The organism is Alkalicoccobacillus plakortidis (assembly GCF_023703085.1).
Lineage (GTDB): Bacteria > Bacillota > Bacilli > Bacillales > Bacillaceae_D > Alkalicoccobacillus > Alkalicoccobacillus plakortidis.
Window position 1 is genome coordinate 2,420,093 of the sequence record NZ_JAMQJY010000001.1, and the last position, 21,657, is coordinate 2,441,749.

Annotated in this window: 18 protein-coding genes and 2 pseudogenes; 2 read left to right on the forward strand and 18 right to left on the reverse strand. The window is 38.9% G+C overall.

What is annotated here, in order from left to right; all coding sequences use genetic code 11:
* Positions 1-1,383 (forward strand): DUF2254 domain-containing protein, encoded by a 1,383-nt coding sequence (locus NDM98_RS12750; protein WP_251608204.1) that lies wholly within the window; start codon positions 1-3, stop codon positions 1,381-1,383.
* Positions 1,384-1,434: 51 nt separating this feature from the next.
* Here NDM98_RS12750 and NDM98_RS12755 read toward each other — a convergent pair whose 3' ends face one another.
* A complete protein-coding gene (locus tag NDM98_RS12755) occupies positions 1,435-2,310 on the reverse strand; it encodes a LysR family transcriptional regulator (RefSeq protein ID WP_251608206.1) in 876 nt (291 codons plus the stop codon).
* A gap of 106 nt (positions 2,311-2,416) precedes the next feature.
* On the opposite strand from NDM98_RS12755, the gene NDM98_RS12760 reads away from it, so the two are divergent.
* The gene (locus tag NDM98_RS12760) at positions 2,417-3,511 is read left to right on the forward strand and encodes a citrate synthase/methylcitrate synthase (RefSeq protein WP_285804009.1); all 1,095 of its coding nucleotides are present in this window, start codon (positions 2,417-2,419) and stop codon (positions 3,509-3,511) included.
* Between the two features lie 428 nt (positions 3,512-3,939).
* On the opposite strand, the pseudogene NDM98_RS12765 reads toward NDM98_RS12760, so the two are convergent.
* The 17 genes and pseudogenes from NDM98_RS12765 to NDM98_RS12845 form a co-directional block, all read right to left on the reverse strand.
* Positions 3,940-5,470: pseudogene (locus NDM98_RS12765) on the reverse strand (catalase).
* 142 nt (positions 5,471-5,612) lie between these two features.
* Positions 5,613-6,110 (reverse strand): GNAT family N-acetyltransferase, encoded by a 498-nt coding sequence (locus NDM98_RS12770; RefSeq protein ID WP_251608208.1) that lies wholly within the window; start codon positions 6,108-6,110, stop codon positions 5,613-5,615.
* 70 nt (positions 6,111-6,180) lie between these two features.
* Positions 6,181-7,476, reverse strand: a complete 1,296-nt coding sequence (locus tag NDM98_RS12775) for a Gfo/Idh/MocA family oxidoreductase (RefSeq protein ID WP_251608210.1) — start codon at positions 7,474-7,476, stop codon at positions 6,181-6,183.
* Positions 7,473-8,102: a YesL family protein gene (locus NDM98_RS12780; protein ID WP_251608212.1), complete on the reverse strand. Its 630-nt coding sequence runs from the start codon at positions 8,100-8,102 to the stop codon at positions 7,473-7,475. Before NDM98_RS12780 ends, NDM98_RS12775 begins: the two co-directional genes overlap by 4 nt.
* 16 nt (positions 8,103-8,118) lie before the next feature.
* Positions 8,119-8,622 (reverse strand): hypothetical protein, encoded by a 504-nt coding sequence (locus NDM98_RS12785; RefSeq protein WP_251608214.1) that lies wholly within the window; start codon positions 8,620-8,622, stop codon positions 8,119-8,121.
* A 27-nt stretch (positions 8,623-8,649) separates the two neighbouring features.
* A pseudogene (locus tag NDM98_RS12790) lies at positions 8,650-10,214 on the reverse strand (glycoside hydrolase family 43 protein).
* 27 nt (positions 10,215-10,241) lie between these two features.
* Positions 10,242-11,117, reverse strand: coding sequence for a carbohydrate ABC transporter permease (locus tag NDM98_RS12795; protein ID WP_251608216.1), 876 nt, complete (start codon positions 11,115-11,117; stop codon positions 10,242-10,244).
* A gap of 14 nt (positions 11,118-11,131) precedes the next feature.
* Positions 11,132-12,025, reverse strand: a complete 894-nt coding sequence (locus NDM98_RS12800; protein WP_373370411.1) for an ABC transporter permease — start codon at positions 12,023-12,025, stop codon at positions 11,132-11,134.
* Between the two features lie 121 nt (positions 12,026-12,146).
* On the reverse strand, positions 12,147-13,655 hold the full coding sequence (locus tag NDM98_RS12805; RefSeq protein ID WP_373370381.1) for an extracellular solute-binding protein: 1,509 nt from the start codon (positions 13,653-13,655) through the stop codon (positions 12,147-12,149).
* 167 nt (positions 13,656-13,822) lie between these two features.
* A complete protein-coding gene (locus tag NDM98_RS12810) occupies positions 13,823-15,319 on the reverse strand; it encodes an extracellular solute-binding protein (RefSeq protein ID WP_251608224.1) in 1,497 nt (498 codons plus the stop codon).
* A gap of 168 nt (positions 15,320-15,487) precedes the next feature.
* The gene (locus NDM98_RS12815; protein WP_251608228.1) at positions 15,488-17,815 is read right to left on the reverse strand and encodes an AraC family transcriptional regulator; all 2,328 of its coding nucleotides are present in this window, start codon (positions 17,813-17,815) and stop codon (positions 15,488-15,490) included.
* A 56-nt stretch (positions 17,816-17,871) separates the two neighbouring features.
* Positions 17,872-18,627, reverse strand: a complete 756-nt coding sequence (locus NDM98_RS12820) for an NAD-dependent epimerase/dehydratase family protein (protein ID WP_251608230.1) — start codon at positions 18,625-18,627, stop codon at positions 17,872-17,874.
* A 184-nt stretch (positions 18,628-18,811) separates the two neighbouring features.
* Positions 18,812-19,852 (reverse strand): Ger(x)C family spore germination protein, encoded by a 1,041-nt coding sequence (locus NDM98_RS12825; RefSeq protein WP_251608233.1) that lies wholly within the window; start codon positions 19,850-19,852, stop codon positions 18,812-18,814.
* A 191-nt stretch (positions 19,853-20,043) separates the two neighbouring features.
* Positions 20,044-20,409, reverse strand: a complete 366-nt coding sequence (locus tag NDM98_RS12830) for a winged helix-turn-helix transcriptional regulator (RefSeq protein WP_251608235.1) — start codon at positions 20,407-20,409, stop codon at positions 20,044-20,046.
* A 290-nt stretch (positions 20,410-20,699) separates the two neighbouring features.
* Positions 20,700-21,062, reverse strand: a complete 363-nt coding sequence (locus tag NDM98_RS12835; protein ID WP_251608237.1) for an ABC transporter substrate-binding protein — start codon at positions 21,060-21,062, stop codon at positions 20,700-20,702.
* A complete protein-coding gene (locus NDM98_RS12840; protein ID WP_251608239.1) occupies positions 21,032-21,409 on the reverse strand; it encodes an ABC transporter substrate-binding protein in 378 nt (125 codons plus the stop codon). Before NDM98_RS12840 ends, NDM98_RS12835 begins: the two co-directional genes overlap by 31 nt.
* Positions 21,345-21,593 (reverse strand): ABC transporter substrate-binding protein, encoded by a 249-nt coding sequence (locus tag NDM98_RS12845; RefSeq protein WP_251608241.1) that lies wholly within the window; start codon positions 21,591-21,593, stop codon positions 21,345-21,347. Before NDM98_RS12845 ends, NDM98_RS12840 begins: the two co-directional genes overlap by 65 nt.
* Positions 21,594-21,657 lie beyond the last annotated feature (64 nt).

Below are 21,657 nucleotides of genomic sequence, written 5' to 3' on the forward strand. Positions count from 1 at the left end.
GTGCACCCACTCCGCTATTTTAAAAGGACTTTCCACCGTTTAAACAGCTTATCTTATCACCAGGTAAAGTATGAGCTTAAGTCTAATGTATGGCTTATCTGCTTATTTTATGGATTAATCGGTACAGCTATAGCAGGTATCGCTTATTATGCAGACATGCATATGTTATTTGGGTTAGACGCTCCTAATTTTTTTCAAGCTGATTATGAATTAACACGACAAATCGTTAGCTCACTTGTTGCTGGTATTATTACTCTTAATGCCTTCACTTTAAACTCCATTCTGGTCGTGTTAACTAACTTTTCTGGTCAGTTTACCCCAAGAATGCTAACAACATTTATTTCTGATCGACGCACTCAGCATTTACTTGGAATTTTTAACTTATCATTTGTATTTATATTATTAACTTTTTTCTTAATTGATGAGGAAGTAGCTTCTTATTATGCCCTAATTCCTACTCTTACGATTTTAGTGATGTTACTAGCCGTAGTTTCTTTTGTTGTCTTCATTAACCATACAATCAAATGGATGCAGGTTCCAAATATCATGCAAAATATGAAGAATGAGTCTCAACAACAAATTTTGACTACTCTAGTGAAGGATCTCGAGGAGTTTCGAACATCAGAGCCCAAAAGAAATATTGCCGATCAATTAAACGGTGAAGGTATGACAATATCCGCTACTAAATCAGGTTATATCCAAATTGTAGATTACAAACGGTTGATCAAATATGCTCAATCTGTCGATACGGTCATTCGTTTTGAAAAAAGGATTGGTGAGTTTGTTTTAAAGGGGACCCCCCTTCTCACCTATTGGAAGAATGGGAGATTCCCTATTGAGCCTAAAGAAATCAACAAGAGGGTATTTATCGGTTCTAAAAAAACAGAAGTACAAGACATTGAATTTGGTATTAATAAGTTAAAAGAAATTGCTATTAAATCCTTGGGTAATGACGATCCACACACAGCATCTAATGCAATCTTTCAGCTGACCGATCTATTACTATCAATCTCAAAAGTCTCTAGATTTTCATCCTATTTAACAGATTCAAATAATGAATTAAGAGTCATTATAAAAAAAGAGTCATTTGCTTTTTATCTTAACTCAACATTCTCGCATATTACGTTATATGCAAAAGAAGATCCTGTGATCACCAACGATATCTTAGAAGCTATGACTCTACTCGTTCAATCAATTGATAAACAGTACCATGAATGCTCTTGGAAATTCGCTTTAATGGTTGCGAAGGGCTATGCAGCACCTTTCTCATTTGAGTACAATGAACAGAAATTCTATCGTTCCCTGGAGAAGATCTCAGACACAACAGGTCATCAAGATGACTATCAAGCTTTTTTGGATGAGATAAAAGATAGCAAAAGATAAGATACAAAAGGATACAGTCTGATCTGTATCCTTTTTCTTATCGAAAGACTATTAGACAAGCTTCAAAATAGTTTCAGAAAAGGCTGCCGCCTCTTCCGATGGAGATTTTGTAAGGATATAAGTAGATACTGTTGGCAAATCTAGTTTAGGAATCTCGGCTTCCAATATTCTTCCTTCAGCGATCTCTCGCCTTACAGCTGAACGTGGTAAAATTGAGCAGCCAAGTCCTTCTTCAATAAACCTCTTGGCCACATGCACTTGTGATACCTTCATTTCCCGTATACCTGGTAATAACCGTTTACATAAAAGCAATACATCATCCCAATACATGGGGTGATTATGCGTTAATAACACATGCTCCCTGAGCACCTCTTCATAGTCTACGAATGAGCCATTTTCCTCTTCTCGCCCATCGTGCGGCACAACAAAAACCAACTTCTCAGACTGAATTTGCCTGCATGTCACTCCGATCGACTGCACTGGCATACGAGAAATTCCGATGTCCACCTTGCCTTCATCAATTGCCGGACCAATTAACATCGATTCCATTACCTCTACCTTAACTTCAGTATGTGGGTTTTCTTTTATAAAAGCCTTCACCCAATGGGGCAGATAGCTTGTAGCAATTAGAGGAGATACAGCTATCCTTATTTCTTTTTGAAAGCCTTGAACTTTTCTATCCATGTGAACCATTCCTTTATGGTAGGCATCATAAATAGATTCGGCATGTTGCACAAATTCCCGTCCATAATGCGTCAATACTACCTTTCGTCCTGTCCTCTCAAACAGATCCGTACCAACAAGCTTTTCTAGTTGATGAATATGTACAGTCACGGTTGGCTGTGAGACATATAGAGAAGATGCTGCTTTTCTGAAATTCTCATATTGAGCTGCCGCAAGAAAGCTTTCGATCCAGTGAATGTTCATACGTCCTCCCAAATATTGATTAAATATCATAATCAGAATAGGCATAATTATTTATTATTCATAATCATATCATTCTAGTAGAATGAAGAAAATGGATGAAAGGATGATGACTATGCATGCAAAAGGCTTAGAAGGTATTGTGGTTGCAGAAACAAGCATAAGTGATGTGGATGGAAAAAAGGGAGAACTCCTATACCGCGGCTATGATGCAGGGAATCTTGCCCAGATGCAAAGCTTTGAAGAAGTAGCTTACCTACTTTTAAACGGAGGATTGCCAAATCAATCAGAACTAGAGGCTTTTATTTTTGCATTAAAAGAAAAGAGAACGCTCCCAACTGAGGTACAGCACTTACTTCGCTCCTTACCAAAAGAGCTTATGATCATGGATGTCTTAAGAAGCTGCATCTCGAGTTTAAATCCAAAAGCGACGTGGCCTCCAACAAAAGAAGAAGCTATTCAACTAATCGCCCTCTTTCCCACCATTATAGCTTCATGGATACGCCATTCTGCTGGTAAAGTGCCTCTAGAACCAGATCACTCTCTTAATCATGTACAAAATTATTTATATATGATGAGTGGAAATCAGCCTGAGGCGGCGCATGTCTCCGCATTAACCTCCTATCTCATCCTTACAATGGAGCACGGCATGAACGCATCCACCTTTGCAGCCAGAGTTGTCAGCTCAACAGAATCAGATTTGCCTTCCGCTATCTGCGGAGCACTCGGCACGATGAAAGGCCCACTGCACGGCGGCGCACCAACAGGGGTCCTGCAGCTACTTAGTGACGTGCAGTCAGATACAAAAAGCCCTGAAGAAATAGTGCGTGAAAAACTACAGCGAGGCGAAAAGCTCATGGGCTTTGGCCACAGAGTCTATAAAACGACGGACCCTCGTGCGATTGCATTGCGACATGTATTGAAGTCAACAGGAGGCGCAGACCAAGTACTTTCAAACGCTGTTGACATCGAACAGCTCATCACTCAATTACTCGCGGAGTATAAACCAGGACGCAATCTTCACGTTAATGTCGAGTACTATGCTGCAGCTGTCATGGATGCCATTGCCTTTAAACCAGACTGGTTCACCCCAACCTTCTGCGTGAGTCGAATTGTTGGTTGGTGCACCCACGTCATTGAGCAATCAGAGGATAATCGAATATTCCGGCCGCAGCAGGAATACGTCGGAACGAGAAAAAACTAGATAATGATTATAAGTACAGTCCCTGGAGGGGGGACTGTACTTATTTTGATTTTAGAGAGGGGGATCCTGGATTGGTTGGATTGCGATGGTCATCGTTTTGATTCCAAGCTCTATCGTTTCACTTGATCCTCCATCGTTTTGATTCCGGGCTCTATTGTTTCACTTGATCCTCCATCGTTTTGATTCCGGGCTCTATTGTTTCACTTGATCCTCCATCGTTTTGATTCCGAGCTCTATCGTTTCACTTGATCCTCCATCGTTTTGATTCCGAGCTCTATCGTTTCACTTGATCCTCCATCGTTTCGATTCCGGGCTCTATCGGTTCATTTGATCCTCCATTGCCCCGTTCACAACTCATTCCCTCCCCACAAAACCCATCCCCAAACAAAAAAAGCAGCAAACACCACGTGTTCACTGCTTCATCATTTTTAATATGGGCTAGATGGTTCGCTTAGTTCTTGGGCTTGCTCAACGGCTGATTTTTGAGTTGATTCGGATTTGCCTAATTGCTCAATTCCTTCTTTCACTCTTCGGCCATATTCTTCATCTGCCTCAGTTAAATTTCGGATCATTTGCTCCTGCACCTGAGCGTTTGCCTGGCCAATTCCGACCACCAAATTTTTAACCAAGCTCATCTTTTTCCCAGTCTGATAATCGATTATAGGTTTCACCCGCTTGGCCAAAGTTGTTAGGGCGGTCAATTGGTGCTTTAACTACTCGGCCGCTTACTTCGGGCTCGTGGGGTTTGCCATTTCGATCGGCTTCACGTAGGCCTTCCACGGATGGTTCATAGTTAATATGTGGGTTGTGAGAAGGTGGTGTGTCTACATGATAGGCCATTTGCCCGTCTCGTTGATTGGTTGCTACTCGTTTTTTTGGAGCGTTGATAGGAAGCTGCAAATAATTTGCCCCTACTCGGTGACGTTGGGTATCGGAGTAACTAAAGGTTCTTCCTTGCAGCATTTTATCATCAGAAAATTCTAATCCATCGACTAAAACTCCGGTACCAAATGCAGCCTGTTCCACCTCAGCAAAATAATTTTGCGGATTTTTATTTAAAGTCATTTTCCCTACTTTGTGCCATGGAAATTGATCCTTATACCAAAGCTTCGTATCATCAAGTGGATCAAAATCCAAATCTGGATGCTCATGGTCTTCGATGATCTGTACATACAACTCCCATTCAGGGAAATCACCTTTTTCAATCGCATCATACAAATCCTCCGTTGCATGATTAAAGTTTTCAGCTTGAATCTTTTCAGCTACTTCCTGCGTTAAGTTTTTAATTCCTTGCAGTGGTTCCCAATGATACTTAACGAGTACAGCCTCGCCTTCTTCATTGACCCATTTATATGTATTCACACCTGACCCTTGCATTTGTCGGTAATTGGCGGGAATACCCCACGGGGAGAAAAGAAATGTAATCATGTGAGTAGCCTCTGGGCTTTGTGAAATGAAGTCGAAAATTCTACCTGGATCTTGGGTGTTTGTGACTGGGTCTGGTTTGAACGCATGAATCAGATCAGGGAATTTCATTGCGTCTCGGATAAAAAAGATTTTTAGATTGTTCCCCACAAGATCCCAGTTGCCATCTTCGGTATAAAACTTCACGGCAAAGCCTCGAGGATCTCGTAATGTTTCCGGCGAATGAGTGCCATGGGTGACTGTTGAGAAACGAACAAAGACAGGTGTTTGCACGTTTGTATTGGTAAAAACCTTCGCACGAGTGTATTTTGAAATTGGATCATCTCCAACCTTGCCATACGACTCAAAATATCCATGTGCACCAGCTCCACGTCCATGAACTACACGTTCAGGTACTCTCTCGCGGTCGAAGTGACTAATTTTCTCTAAGAAATCATAGTTTTCTAAGGTTGATGGTCCGCGATTTGTGACGGTTTTGATATTTTGGTTATCAACAATCGGCTGACCTTGGCGGTTTGTGAGCGTCTGATCCATTTCATTAGCTGCCTTACGTTGGTCTTGTGAGTCTCCTTCGTGCTGAGCATTAACCTCATTTTTTCCCAAGTGAATAAACCCCTTTTCCTGGTCAATTTTGGATCGCTCTTATTGTTGTCCAGTTTAGGGGTTTATTATTCTTCTACAGCCATTTTTCCATAATAAAATCATCCATGACAAAGCCATTTCCGATCTCTTTGACCTCCGTGCGCACCTTTTTAAAGCCTTTTTTCTCATAAATAGCTATCGTATGCTCATTCTCACGATTAACAGTAAGCCAAATCGAGCTTAAACCTCTGCTTCTGCAAAACTCTTCCAAAAACACAATAACCTCACTTGCATACCCCATGCCTCTAAACTGTTTAAGCAAATATAGTTTACTTAAAAACAACGTACCTTCTTCTTCTTTTACGCCTATATAACCAATTGGGATACCACTTTTAATTACATTAAAGTACTCATACCCCTCACTATGTATTTGACGTTGCACAGCTTCAGTGGATTGAAACTCTTTAATCATATAGTCTACCTGTTCTTTGGTAATAATCCCGATATAATGTTCATTCCAAATGCCAATTGCTAGTTCGGCTAGTGCTCCTATTTCTTCGTCGGTTTGCACCGTAGAAATTTGTATATTCATGCCTTCAGCTCCTTTATAAATAACTCCATTATACGCACTCATAGAAAAAAGAGCTAAATACATAAAGTATCTAGCCCTTAATTTCTTCGTATTGCTGCTGTAATAACTGCTCAATATCAATTGGTTTTCCACTTTTAGACGATTTCCATACAGCTTCTCCCACTGCAATGGAGTAAGCACCCGCCTCTGAACCTGCTAGTATTTCGTAAGGTCTAGTTGGATCTGATCCCAAAAAGATATCCTCTTGAATGAGTGGATCTCCACCTCCGTGCCCGCCATCATTTTTCACAACATGAATAATTTCCTTAGACCCAAACAGTGGATAAAAATCAATCGTTTGTTCAGGAACAGGAAATGGTGTCCGGTCCGGCGAGTGAAACTCTTGTGTTTCGAGTCTTCCTTTTGTTCCATTAATAGCAAGTCTGTATCCTTCATATGGCAAAGAGAAATTGATGGAATAGCTTAATAAAGCACCTTGGTCATATCGTACAGTTGCTGCATACGTATCTTCAATGTCAATTTCATGATCAAAAATACAGGCATCTGGGCGATAATTTGTGTACGCTTCTGTTTTCTGATCACTGATTAAATGATCATCCTCTGTCTCACCACTACCTCGTCCAAACAAGCGTGAATAATAAGAGCACAAGTGCCGCTCACTACAGGTTCCGCAATAACGGTTATCTGTTGGGCTTGGATTTAACTCGCCATCTTTTCCGTAGTAGTTTAATGCACCAAATGAAAAGACCTGATCAGGTTTTTGATCGATCCACCAATTAACCAAATCGAAATGATGCGTAGATTTATGAATGGATAACCCGCCTGAAAATTCTCGCATTCGATTCCACCGTTTAAAGTAACTTGAGCCATGATACGTATCGATGTACCAGTTTAAATCAATGGAAGTAATTCGTCCTAGTTTGCCATCCGCTACCAGCTCTTTAATCTTACGGTGATAAGGGCTGTATCGATAGTTGAAGGCAACTGTAACTGTTCCTTTACTTTTTTCTTCAGCTTCCACAACTCTTTTTGCATCTTTGACTGTTGTGACCATTGGTTTTTCAGTAATGACATCAAGATCATGCTCAAGTCCTCTTACAATATAGTCAACATGAGAATCATCTCTTCCAGTCACAATAATCGTATTGGCTCCTGTTTCTTTAATCATCTCTGCAAACTGTTCATATTGAGAGTAAAAAGGTATTCCAGTGAGTTCTGGGAATTTCTCACGACAAACCGCTTCTCTACGTGGATCAATATCAAGTAGACCAACGATTTGATTTTGTTTTGAGAATTGATAGACAACCGGTTCCATAAACATTTTTAATGCACGATTACTAATTCCGCATACGGCAATTCGTCTCATACTTTAGCCTCCTGTGCTTTTCTCTCAAGTGAATGATGAACTAACTTAAATATCCACATTAAGAATAATGCCGGTACAGCTGCTCCAAAGAATAAAATGAGTCCTGGAACTGTCATGAATAATGCTTGTAGTGCATACAAACCTACAAGAATTAGGATCAAAAAGTGGGGGTGGCCAAATGCGAGGGCAAGTGACGTTTTAATACGGTCAAGACCAGCTACTTCAAAACTTACGTATGTTGGAAATAGAAAGATCACCATAATGGCATATGCAATTCCTAAAGAGATCATACTGTATCGGATTACGACGTATGTCCATTCCATTCCTGTGAATAAAGTAAGATTCCAATAAATCAAAAACCCTACTAACAATAATCCAAAACCTAAGCCATTGGATTTTAGAAATTCAGTTTTATAATTGCTCCAGAACGTTTGAAAAACAGGAATGTCCAAGCTCCCCTGCATCCATTTCTTGCAAACAGTAAAAAGGGAAATTGTAGCTGGCATAAGGCCAAATGCAACCAACCCAACAATAGTAAATAACAACCATAAAAAATTTACATAAGCGAGTTTATAAATAACGGTACTGATTCGATAAAAACTTCCCCAAATTCCTGGCATCTCCATGACCATTCACCCCATTCTAGTTAGGAAATAATGTTTCCAAAATCTCTATAGCTTCTTCTGGCTGCGGACTATATACCGGTATACCAACGATGTGATTATTTTCTAGTAGTACGTCACGTTCCTCTTGTAATAGACTGCTTTCATTCAGGTTTAAAGCTTTGATTTCCTGTGCACCTTCTTCACCTTGAAGATACTCTTCATCCGCAAACCCGATATCAAAGCCTTCTAAATGAATCATTGCCTCGTATTCTACCATCTGCTTAGCGAGTCTTTGTTCCACAATCAAGAGACTTGACTGATGGCTAGCAAGCTCTGTTAATAACCGCTCTGCTATCTCTGGATAGAAAGTGATCTCAGTATCAGTACCCAGATCAAGCTTTGATTCAATCTTCTCTTTCTGCTCATAGATGTCATCAGAAAAAACAATGATTTTAAACTGGTCATCCCCTGATTGACAAGCAGTTAGAGGAATACAGAGAAACACAAACACTATTAATCTATTCACAGCTTTTTTCATCATGTATCCCTCACTCCTGTCATTCATTTATTAATCGAGCCCGCTATAATAAAACCAGTCAAAGTCTGCATGGTTCTGACTTTGAGCGCCATTACTAGTTGCAAAAGGTCCTAAGTAGGCTCCCGTGAATCCTCAGCCAAATCTGTACTAAGGATTCTTCCATCTTCCTCTATCTTCAATTCTACCCATTCATCAGGCTTCTCTCCGTAATAAAAATGATAGGACTGACCATGAGCCTCCACTTTTAAATAAACGATAGATTGTGAATAAGGATTACTTGCTACAACTGTATCCTCACCGTTCTCACGCCTGACTAATCTAACTACAGGAGCATTTTGATCAATGCCTACTTCCAACCTAAATTGATAGTTGTGATTTTGAATGAGCAGCACCCCTGCCGCTTCTTCTTTACTAGCTGGTGTGAACTCAAGAACTGTTGATGCAGAAAAGCTGAGGTGCTGCTGTCTGCGTCCTATAAAACTTGGATTCTTGTACTCAATTGTATTCTCTGGTCTCAAGTTTAATCGTAGATAACCCGGTCTTTCAGACAGTGAGTAAATGGATTCATCAGGTGTACGAAGAAAATTCCAACGAAAATCCAGTTGCTCACTTTCAAATGAATCATAAGCCGGCAAACTTGGCCATAGGTGTTCAGGAAGATCGGGACGTTCCATTTCAAGGTCGATTTTCCCTGTATCCGGACACATAACTGGCCAGTCGTCCTCCCAAATCATCGGTGCTAGGAAGGTCTCTCTACCTAAATTACGATAATGTCCTCCGTACGGTCTAGACGCTAGACATACAAGCCACCAATCACCATTTTGAGTCTCGATTATATCTGCATGCCCTACGTTAGCGATTTCTGAGTTCTTACCTAAATGTCTATGGGTTAAGATTGGATTTCTTTTAGACGATTCATACGGTCCAGTTATGGACTCACTTCTGGCCACCGTCACCGCATGTGTATAGCCAGTTCCGCCTTCAGCGATAATTAGATAATAATAACCATCTTTTTTATATAAATGGGGTGCTTCTTGTGCATGAGCGTTTTTAAGTGCGCCATCCCATATTCCCAGACGTTCTCCAACCAATTTCCCTTGGTTGATATCTAGTTCTTGCAACCAAATTTCATTTTGCTTAAGGTGTTTCTTTCCAGTAGGTGAAAGCCTATTCCCTGTATAGTACACACGTCCATCGTCGTCAAAAAAGAGTGATGGATCGATACCAGGAGCATCCTCTAACCAAACTGGGTCAGACCAAGGTCCTTCAGGATTTTTTGCTGTCACATAAAAATTCCTTCTAGCCCCTTCCCTACTCACAACAAATGTTGTAATCATATAGAACGTTCCCTCATGATAACGGATGGTTGGTGCCCATATTCCACATGAAGGAGGCGTATCCTTCAAATCTAGTTGGGAAGGACGATCTAATACATGACCAAGTTGTTTCCAATTCACAAGGTCTTTACTATGAAAGATTGGTACTCCAGGAAAGAACTCAAAAGTTGATGTAACTAGATAATAATCATCCCCCACCCTACAAATAGAGGGGTCTGGGTAGAATCCTGGAATAATAGGATTTTTAAATGTACTCACACAATCACTCCTTAAAAATATATGATTTTAGCCTTTCATTGATCCAATTAGTGCACCTTTTGCAAAGTACTTTTGTAGGAACGGATAAACCATTAATACAGGGATCGTTGCGACCACGATTACTGCCATTTTCACCGCAATCTCAGGTGGTGGAATATTTGTATACTCTGCTCCGTCATAATTTAATCCAGACGCCAACACAACTACTTGTCTCAGTAATACCTGCACGGGCCACTTAGAAGCATCATTTAGATACAAGATCGCATGCATATACGTATTCCAATACGTCACCGCATAAAATAGTGAAATGGTTGCTATCGCTGGCATTGAACAAGGAAGTACAATACGGAATAACACTCCAAAATCATTACATCCATCTATTTTTGCTGACTCTTCTAAACCAACAGGAAGGTTCATAAAGAAACTTCTAAGAATGATCATATTAAATGCATTTATTGAGACTGGAATAACTAGAGCCAATAATGTATTCATCAGGCCCGTTTGTTGTACGACTAAGAAGGTTGGAATCATCCCCCCATTAAAAAGCATAGTGAAGATAATGAAGAACATAATAAATCTTCTACCTACTAGGTCTCTTCTAGATAACCCATATGCCGTTAAAACGGATAGAAACATGCTCCATGCTGTTCCCCCAACCGTTACACCTATTGAGACAAATAGTGATCTAAGAATCGTATCCGTTGAAAAGATATATCTGTACGCATCTAAACTAAACGTAGTTGGGAAGATCAAGAAACTTCTTTGTGCAATCTCTGCGCTTGTTGCAAATGAGCTGCCGATCACATGCACAAAAGGAAGTACACACAAAAGTGCAATGACTCCGAGAATGAAGGCATTCATGCCTGTAAACAATCGGTTTGATATTGATTTTTCTCCTACCATGGTGTACCTCCTTTCTAATAAACGCCCTCTTCACCGTACTTTTTAGCCAATTTATTGGCTCCAACTACAAGAATAAGGCCGACTATTCCTTTAAAGAAACCAACTGCAGTACTATAACTGAATTGCCCCTGCTGTAGACCCGCTGTAAAAACATACGTATCAAAAATCTCTGCCACTGCACGGTTTGATGAATTTAATAATAGATAGACGTGCTCAAACCCTAACTCTAATACATCACCAATTTTTAATATGAGTAAAATGATGATGACGCTTCTAATAGAGGGCAGTGTAATATGCCAAATCTGTCTTAATCGACTCGCTCCATCAATTTTAGCTGCCTCATATAGCTGTGGATCCACTCCTGCTATTGCAGCTAAGAATATAATGGTTCCCCAACCTGACTCCCGCCAAATGATCTGCAGAATGTACATAGGCCTGAACCATTCTTCACTTAATAGGAAGTTGATTTGACCAAAACCCATCACTCGCAGGATGCTGTTAATGATCCCGCCATCCAACGTCAGCATCACATAACTAATGGATACAATAACTACCCATGACATAAAGTGAGGAATGTAGATAAGTGTTTGAACACTTCTCTTATACAAGTTACTCCGCACTTCATTTAACATCAAAGCTAGTATGATCGGTATTGGGAACGCTATGACTAACTGAAGAATAAATAAGACAATGGTATTCTTAAAAATCATCCAGAAATCAGGATCCTGGAATAATCGTTGAAAATGTTGAAACCCGACCCACTCACTTCCTGAGATACCGAGGTATGGTTTATAATCCTGAAATGCAATGATAAGTCCATACATTGGAAAGTACTTATAGATCAGAAAATAAATGATACCCGGTGCAATCATTAAATAAATGAGTTTGTTTTTCTTTATATTCTTCATTCGTTCCTTACGTCTGGCTGCTTTTAGGTCAATCTTCTGATTAGGCTCTAGTGATACTTGACTAGCCATGATACACCCCTTTCATTTAGAAGGAGCAGTTGATTTCTGCTCCTTCACTGAGTTATCCGTTTATTTCGTTATGAGACTCTGTATACTCATCCATGATGTCCTGACCACCTTGGTTGACCCAATTGTCGACAGCTTTCTCAAATCCTTCTTCATCCATTTGTCCAAGGATATACTGATAAGTTGCGTCATTAATGATCTCTTGTAAACGCTCTCCATTTTGAATATACGCATCTGAGTGCAAACCAATAGATAGATCTTGAATAAGGTAGTTTTCATTGTCTTTTTCTAACTCTGTGGCCTTTGTTTTCGGTTCGTAATCCGAGAAACCTTCATAACGACCACTGCTGTCCGCTTCACCTATTTCAAGTGACAAATATGGTTTGACTTCTCGATCAATTGCTTGTTGATTCTCTGCGATTGATTGAGCCATACCGTCTTCAACGTTGTAATGCTCGCCTTCCACTCCCCATACAAGTAAGTTGGTATTATCTGTTTCCATCAGTTGGTCATAAAAGGATAAGATTCGTTTTAGGTCATCCTCTGTTTCAACTGATGACTTAGGGAACATCAACATGCTGCCATAACCCGGAATCGACCATATTCCATATTCTCCGTGAGGACCTTCCACGTAATTATGAACGTCATATTCCAAATCAGGATTTAATTTTGACGCATCATTGTAAATAGATTCCACATCGCCCATTGAGCCAATGTACATTCCTGCTTTTCCTGTTTTAAACATATCCTGTTGATCAGTTTTGCTTGTAACAGGAAAGTCCTTATTCATATAACCGTTCTCATGAATGTCTCTAAAAAAGTTTAATGTATCAACGTACTCGTCAAACATAAACTCTGGAGTGATCACTCCATCTTTTTCTCCCCAATGGTTAGGTGTTCCGAACCATGAAGAAACAGCTTTAAAGGCTCCATACTCCAAATCACTTCTATCGGTTAAACCTATTGTGTCATCTTGGCCATTTCCATCTGGATCGTCTTCTGTAAATGCACGAACCATTTCAAACACTTCTTCGGTTGTAGTAGGAGCTTCTAAACCTAAATTTTCTGCCCAATCTTTGCGATAGATCATGCCTGACCTAGATAATGGTCTACCTTGATACAGGGAGTAGATTTTATCGTCAATCTTTACATTCTCCATAATTTCAGGCTTAAGCTTTTGTAAATTTTCGAATTCATCTAAATAAGGTCCAATCTCCCAAAATTGATCATCTCGTACAGCACCTTTAAACATGTCAGCATTTTTAATGGAAATAACCTGCGGAAGTGTTCCCGTAGCAAACGCTGCGTTTAACCGTTCATCATAGTTATTATCAGGAACCCATTGAATATCAAGAGTAACTCCCGTCTCCTCTTCAATCATATTTTGAATCTTTTTATCGGGAACTTCAGGAGTATGAAGTGTTGCCATTATAGTGATAGGGTCTGAATCACTCCCTCCTTCCGATGAAGCGCTTTCATTTTGATTACAGGCTGTGAGTCCCAGAATACCTACGCAAACACTTGTTAACACAGCTGCTTTATTTACTTTCTTCACAATAATCATTCCTCACTCTCTATTGGTGGCCATGCCGCTTAGCTTGATTGTAGCTTTTAGGAAATGTATTGAGAATAATCATTGCTTCAGGTGATTTTATATAGGTGGGATAAGTCATTGAGTCCTTACATGGGTTTATGATTACTGCTGTTATTTAGTGATTGATGCCACCAATATCAATTTAATTCATTGTAGGACTCTGTATACTCATCCATTATTATTTGACCGCCTTGATTTTTCCAATTGTCCACAGCTCTCTCAAAGCCTTCTTCATCTAACTGACCTAAAATAAATTGATACGTAGCGTCATTCATTATTTCTTGCAATCTCTCACCATCTCGAACATACGTGTCAGAGTTCAAGCCAATCGACATGTCTTGAATAAGATAGTTCTCATTGTCTTTTTCAAGTTCTGCTGCCTTAATTTTTGGTTCATATTCCGAAAGACCTTCATATCGTCCACTTGTTTCTGCTTCGCCAATTTCTATTGATAAGTAAGGCTTCACTTCTCGATCATTAGCTTGTTGATTCTCCGCTATCGGTCGAGCCATGCCATCTTCGACTGTATAATGCTCACCTTCTACGCCCCAAGTGATTAGGTTTGCAAGTTCTGGTTCCATAAGTTGATCAAAAAATTGAAGAATATGCTTTAAATCTTCTTCTGTTTCTATAGAAGATTTAGGGAATAATAACATTCTGCTATACCCTGGTATAGACCAAATACCATATTCACCATGAGGGCCCTCTACGTAGTTATGAACATCGTATTCTAAATCAGGATTTAGAGCTGAAGCGTCATTGTATAGTGTCTCAACATCTCCCATTGATCCTATATACATTCCTGCTTCTCCTGTTTTAAACATATCCTGTTGATCGGTTTTACTCGTTACTGGAAAGTCTCTATTCATGTATCCATTTTCATGGACTTCTCTAAAAAAGTGTAAGGTATCCATATACTCATCAAACATAAATTCTGGGGTGATCGTTCCATCCTTCTCTCCCCATTGATTTGGTGCTCCAAACCAAGAGGCTACAGCTTTAAATGCCCCATACTGTAGTTCATTTCGATCGGTTAAGCCTATTGTGTCGTCCCTGCCATTTCCATCGGGGTCATCTTCCGTAAATGCACGTAGCATCTCAAAGACCTCATCGGTGGTAGTTGGAGCAGACAAGCCCAATTCATCTGCCCAGTCTTTGCGATAAATGATACCTGATCGAGACAGTGGTCTTCCCTGGTAAAGGGAATAAATTTTATCGTCAAACCTCATATTGTCCATAATCTCTGGTTTGAGATTCTGTAGGTTCTCGAACTCATCTAAATAAGGACCAATTTCCCAGAATTGATCATCTCTAATGGCTTCGTAAAACATCTCTGGATTTGAAATATACAAAACTTGTGGCAAAGTACCTGTAGCAAATGCAGCATTGAGTCGTTCTTCATAGTTATTCTGAGGTACCCATTGAATCTCAAGCTCAGTATCTGTTTTCTCTTCAATCATTTCATGAATTTTTTTGTCTGGTACTTCTGGTGTGTGGAGCACCGCCATAATAGAAACAGGTTGAGATTCTTTCGCGCCATCCGAGGAAGCGCTTTCATTTTGGTTACAACCTAACAGTCCTAGAACCCCAATAAAACAACTTGTACCAACGACCATTCTCTTAGTTTTACTCATAAATTCCTCCCGACTTCGTATTTATTACATGCTAAAGGTCTTTCGGAAACTTATTAAAAGTGTATATCCAAAAAAAGAAATGATAATAATCATTTCTTCAGACTAATGTATCCCTCGTCATGTAAGGGTTTTCATATGGATGTGTGCTAATGATTATTGATTTTATAGTCAGTTATCTCCAATCGTATGATCTTTTCGGTTGGCTGCACGATACTGTCCAGGTGTCATATCTTCCTGTTTTTTAAAAGAACGAATGAAATTTTGGGAATTATTATATTGGAGCTTTTCAGCAATTTCTTTTACTGGTTTTGTTGTTTCCGATAGAAAATGCTTCGCCATCTCAAATCGATAGTACGTAACATATTCACTGAAGGTTTTCCCAGTACTTTGTTTAAAAACAGTGCTCAAATAGTTTGCATTATAATGCAAATACGAGGCACAGGATTCCAAAGTCAGTTGTTTATCATATTGCTCCTGAACAAACATAATCATTCGATCAGCTAATTGTTGATATTGAGACTCGTGAATTGTATGAAAACGATCAAGTAGTGGTGTTAGCAGTTGTTTTTTAAACCATTTCTCTACATCTTCTTTTCGATGAAGCTTCAGAAGCTCCTTGTATAGATCAGACTCCGTTCGATTGTCCAACATGTACTGATACAAACCACTTTCTTGTCTCAATCGGAGTAGTTTAGTGAGTAACTGGTTAAATGAAACCTGATACTCACCTAGATACTCTGCTTTATTAAAGATATTACTAATCCACTGATCAAATAAGGAATTTGCACTCTTGTCATTTCCCTCACGCAAAGCAAGTAATAGCTCACCTTCAATTTTCTTCGGATATTGATATTCAATGATCTTTTTACGTGAACCTGATTTTATATTTTCATAGAATATAATACTATTATTCTCGAATTTTAAACGATGTGCCAAGGCTTCTTTTCCTTCTTGGAGCGCAGATGGAGTGTCAATAAGTTCAGAAAATGGAGCACTTACGCCTATACTTATAGGTAATTTAAGATACTTTTCAATATAAGAATGGATAAGTTCAGTCCACTCATACACATGCTGATCGATATTCTCCTTCTGACCATCCATGCCAACTAATATTAATAACGAATGATCATTCCAAACAGTTGGAAGTCTATGATGCTCATGGATGACCTCCTCTACGATATTTTTAATAGCAAATGTATGCCATTCTTCATGTTGCGCCGCTGTTTCTTCATCATCGGCACTATTATAACGGTCATATCGCAGAACAATCATTGTCATAATGTCCCATGATTCGATCTTCTCATCTAATTTATAAATTTTAACCTTTTCTAAGATCTCATGTTTGTCCAATGTTTTTCCTTCATAAAAGCGAATAAGAAAAAATAATAAGGATTGCTTTAAGTGTTTATTAATATCTTTCTCAAGACCTTTTTTTGATGTGAATAGTTCATTAAGGTGACGTTCAATTTCCACTACATCATCTTTATTCTGTGTGAAAGGTACTGGCTGTGCTTGTCTTGCGAGTTTGAGAAGGTTATTAATTGGCCGATAAAGATTACGACTAATCATCCAGACAGCCACTAAACAAAATAGAATAATACCTGAGACGATTGAAAACGTAAACCACCCAATTGAGTTGGATTCTTTTGTTAATTCACTTATTGATGCACTATAAATATAGGTCCAGTTGTTAGACGATCTAGCGTATGTAAGTACATGTTCTTCTCCATTTAAATTCGTATGATATTGACCTTCGTCTAAATTAGTAGGAAGATTTTCTTCATATCCGATTTCCGTTAAGGTCTTCCCAATGTTCTCAGTATCCTGATCAATGAGAATTTTTCCTTCTTTGTCGAGAACGAACTTAGCTCCTGCTCCACTTTCGTCAGCAATCATGTCCTGTAATGTACACATCGGCACATTGGCAAGCACCATACTGGTTTTGTCGATTGTTTTTTCAGGGAGCTTTTTCACTAAACTAATGGTATAAGGACAGTCTCTATTAATGATGCTACTGCTGAACTCTGCATTATTAAGCAACACCCAACCCATATCATTCTCTATATCCATTAAAGATTGATATTCTAGTTGATCTTGATGCTGATCAAGTCTTTCTAATCCATCATTTTTAACAATCCAGTTCTGATCGGTATTAACCATTATGACCTCTTCAACCTTTGTTCCAAGTGACTGAAGCCTAATAAAATCTCCCTTTATATTGTTTAATAATTTGAAATCTTCAGCTAATAAAGGACGCCTAACCGCTTCGTTAATCGTTGGAGAATCAATTAATACGTCTATCGAATGGCTTACAATTGAAAGAGTCTGCTCTATATTTGAGCGCATTTGTTGAATGAATTCTACATTTTCATTACTCACTTTCTCCTCAACTTGCTTAACAGACTGTTGATAAGAAAAAATACCAACAATAATGACTGGAATAATACTGATAAGTGCTCCATATAAAAGTAATCTTGCTTTAAAGCTATACTTCAATTCATTTCCTCCTTTCATTTCATTTAAAAAGACCTGATAATCAGGTCTTTCGAATACTACTTATTTAATACATCCTGTGCATTAAATAGTGAACGATAGTGTAGATCGTCCGTTGCTATTTGGGTTGACCATGGTTTTCCTTCATTATCTGAAACTGCGTAATACGTACCATATTTACGATTTGACTTTAGGGCAAGCCGAAACAGTTGAACAAGATCCTGCTCAGTTAGTAACGTATGTTGAACTCGAGAATGTTTAAAAATGGCTTCTTTTGGCGTTTCTTTCGGGAATGTACCAATCCTCAAATTGATAACAGAAAGTTGCTTATGCTCTGAGAATAGAAAACCTAATTGCTCTGAAGCAAACTTTAAGACCCCATACAATCCTTTTGATTTGGGTATATCCTCAGTTGTGATCTCTCTTCCCAACAAGGAATGCCCCTCTTCTTCGTAAAAATCCGTTACGTGGTTAGAGCTGGCAAAAACAACCTTAGGTATCTTTTTCTCCGCCGCTGCTTGTAATACATAAAAACTTGAGCGAAAAAAGATATTGGTCATGTGTTCAAACTGCTCTTCCTCTAAACTATTACGTGTATTTGTATTTAAAAGGTTTAACAACGCAGTTGCATTTGGGGGTATTTTATTTAAAAGATCCTCCTTATTTAAAGCATCTGTCTCAACATATTCGATGTTAGAGTGCTTTAAATTAGGGTTCTTTTGATCTAAAATCCTAACGTTATACTCAGTTGCCAAATGCTTTGCAAGTACTTGGCCGATTGTTCCCGCACCACCAACTAGAATAATGGTTTTCATGTTGTGACCCCGTCCTTCCAATCTCCATGTAATCATCCTGTAAACGCTTATTTTCTCTTTCTACAAGACGAACTATACATAAATAGTTTAGCGAAGGTCCTAATGAAAATGACATATCCTAACTATAACATGTTAGCGTTTTCATAACAATTACATGACAGCTCGTTAATTAATGATGCCATGTTCAATAATTTCCACAGTTACTGTAGCATTCAGATCTATAGTTGGATACACATCTTTCCATTTTTTTTTTCCACTCATCATTATAGTAGGCATAAACTTTTCGTCCAATCCCGAGATAATCACAATTCGCTTCCTGAATTTTTTTAAATATTGTATTAGCCTCACTTGTTAACTGCTTAGAAAGCTCGGTGTTTAATTTTTTTACGACCTCTCTTTTATATAAATCATCATCTGGAGATTCAGTAGCGTTGAGATATAGAGTTACGTCTATATCTGCTTTTACACCATCCGGTTCTGTTAAGATGGTTAACACACGGTCCATCTTCCTGACCTCCACTGTAATATCATCATACAATTCATTTTTTATCGAATCATTCACTTTACGAGTAAAACGATGCTCTCCTTTTTTATTTCCGTCGAGTATTAACAATAAGGTCGACTCATCTGTATCTAGTTTGCCCGATAATTTAAGCCCATCAAATAAGCCAACACCAGTGAGCGCTGCTCCATTATTTGAATCCACGATCTTCATCGTAGGAATAATCGCATCTTGACCTTCATCATATAGAATCGTTAACGTGTTCTGTAAATTCACCAACGGAATAATTCCAGTATCAACCCCAGTGGTTAATAAGCCTTTAAGGTAGTCATTAATTAGAGGTACATTTTCCGTTTTAATTTGTAGCATTGGCCCGGCCCTACCTTCTATAATAGCTAAGTTAGCTGTTAATGAACTTAGTGGCGAACGATAATTTACATCTAGTACGGAGTAGATATCTTCTTTCGCTAATTCTTCACTAAGAAGAGTAACTTGGTTTTTCGATGCAAATAGTTCGTTACCTATTTTCTTATCTAATTCCGTCCTACTATCACGCGTATTGTGACCTTCTGCAGAAAGAATGACATTTTGAGTTGGTACCTTCTCATTTGGAAATTCAGTTACAATTGCTACTGTTGTGATAAGCTTACCTGATTCTTCATCTATATCAAATGCTTGGCTTTTAATTAATGTAACGTCTTTTAGTAGTTGTTCATCCAGCATCCTGTTAATGAAAGCAGAAGAAAACTATATAAAGTTAATCTACTCAAAAAACGCATCATTCTATGACCCCTCTATATGTAAGATCCATCTTAAGCTTTTATTTTCTCCTTTTTTTATTGATTCATGCATAAAAAGACCTGAACAGTTACGCGATAGGTACGCATATGTCCAGGTTTTTAAGCATGTATCGTTTAATTATTTACTGTGACAGTCTCATTTGGTTGCTCAAGTACATGTTCAATATATTCTTTTCCCCATGTATACATCGCATCCAAAATTGGGAGTAAGCTTTCTCCATGTGTTGTGAGTGAGTATTCAACTTTTGGCGGGACAACAGGATACACTTCACGGTGTAAAATCTGATGGTCTTCAAGCTCACGCAACTGAGTGACTAGCATTCGTTGTGTAATGCCTGGCATAAGTGCTTTTAACTCACCAAAACGTTTTGTACCTTCCTTACCTAAATGCCAAAGAATCAACATCTTCCATTTTCCACCTATTACAGAAAGAGTTAATTCTTTCTCACAGTTAAATTTCCGCTCACCTAAGTTTGGCATATAGCAAGCCCCCTTTCCTTGAGCATAGCACACAGTATATTTTTTCGCACAATGTTCGATTTATGTGCTATTTTGCATTTTTTGTGGGTTTTGTATGATGAATAAAATGGAGCTGGGTCAACAGTTGGAGAACGCACCAAACGACGATCGATCCTGTTTTATGGATCGGTCGTCGTTTTGGTTTCGAGATATTTGTAAAAGCATGGTTTTTGAGCGAGGGTGTAATTGATCTTATGTTACTTTCGAGTGTCTTTTCTTTTGATCACTAACCTTCTTTTTTACTTAATTTATTATTTAAGTTCTTCGGCAATTTGATCAACAACGAGATCTAGTGCAATTGGAGAGTAATACCCAACCCACAAGGCCGTATCTTTTTCATAAACGTGGTCTTCGGTAACGGCTTTTAAGCCTTTCCATACAGAAGTGTCCATAAATTCCGCTGTTAATTCTGCGTTGGTGTCATCCTGAAGTAAAAAGAAATGATCAGCATCCATCTCAGGCAAGATCTCAATGGAAATCATTGAACTGGTGTCGGTATGATCTTCTGCTAATTCAGGAGGTGTCAGCCCCAAATCATCATATAAAATTGCTGCTGTGCGATGATCGACTGTATGAAGACGAATCATATCGTCTCGTGGACGAATGAGAGCCACTGTCTCTCCACCACCGTTTTAGCAAGTTCCTCTTTAAGTCCACTCACTTTTTCATTGTAATCATCAACAATTTTTTGTGCTTGCTCTTGTTGCCCTAACAACTCTCCCATTTTTAGCTGAACAGTCTTCCAGTCCTCCATACGGTCTAGCACAATTGTATCTGCAATGCTTTCTAATTGATCATGGATCCCTTCTTGAGCGTCAGTTGCAATGATAAGATCAGGTTCTAGGGAAAGAATTTGTTCAATATTAGGCTCTTCATACGTTCCAAGTAATGTCGGATCACCTGGTAAATCGCCAAGATAATCTGGAAGTGCTTGGTCCGTTCCAAGCGTATACCGTTCCAATTGGTTGTGTACCTAATGCCAATAGATGATCTAAATATTGAACATCAAGAACCACTATGTTCTCAGGTATTTGATCAAAGGTTATTTCCCCTTTGAGGTGTTCAATCGTCACTTCACCCTCTGATGAAGATTGAGCTTCAGCTTCATTTTCCTCATCTGTTGTATTTCCGCATGCTCCAAGCAATATAGCAAGACCAAGCTAAAAGATTTATCGTCCATCCTCTTTTTGTTTTAGCATTCATAAAATC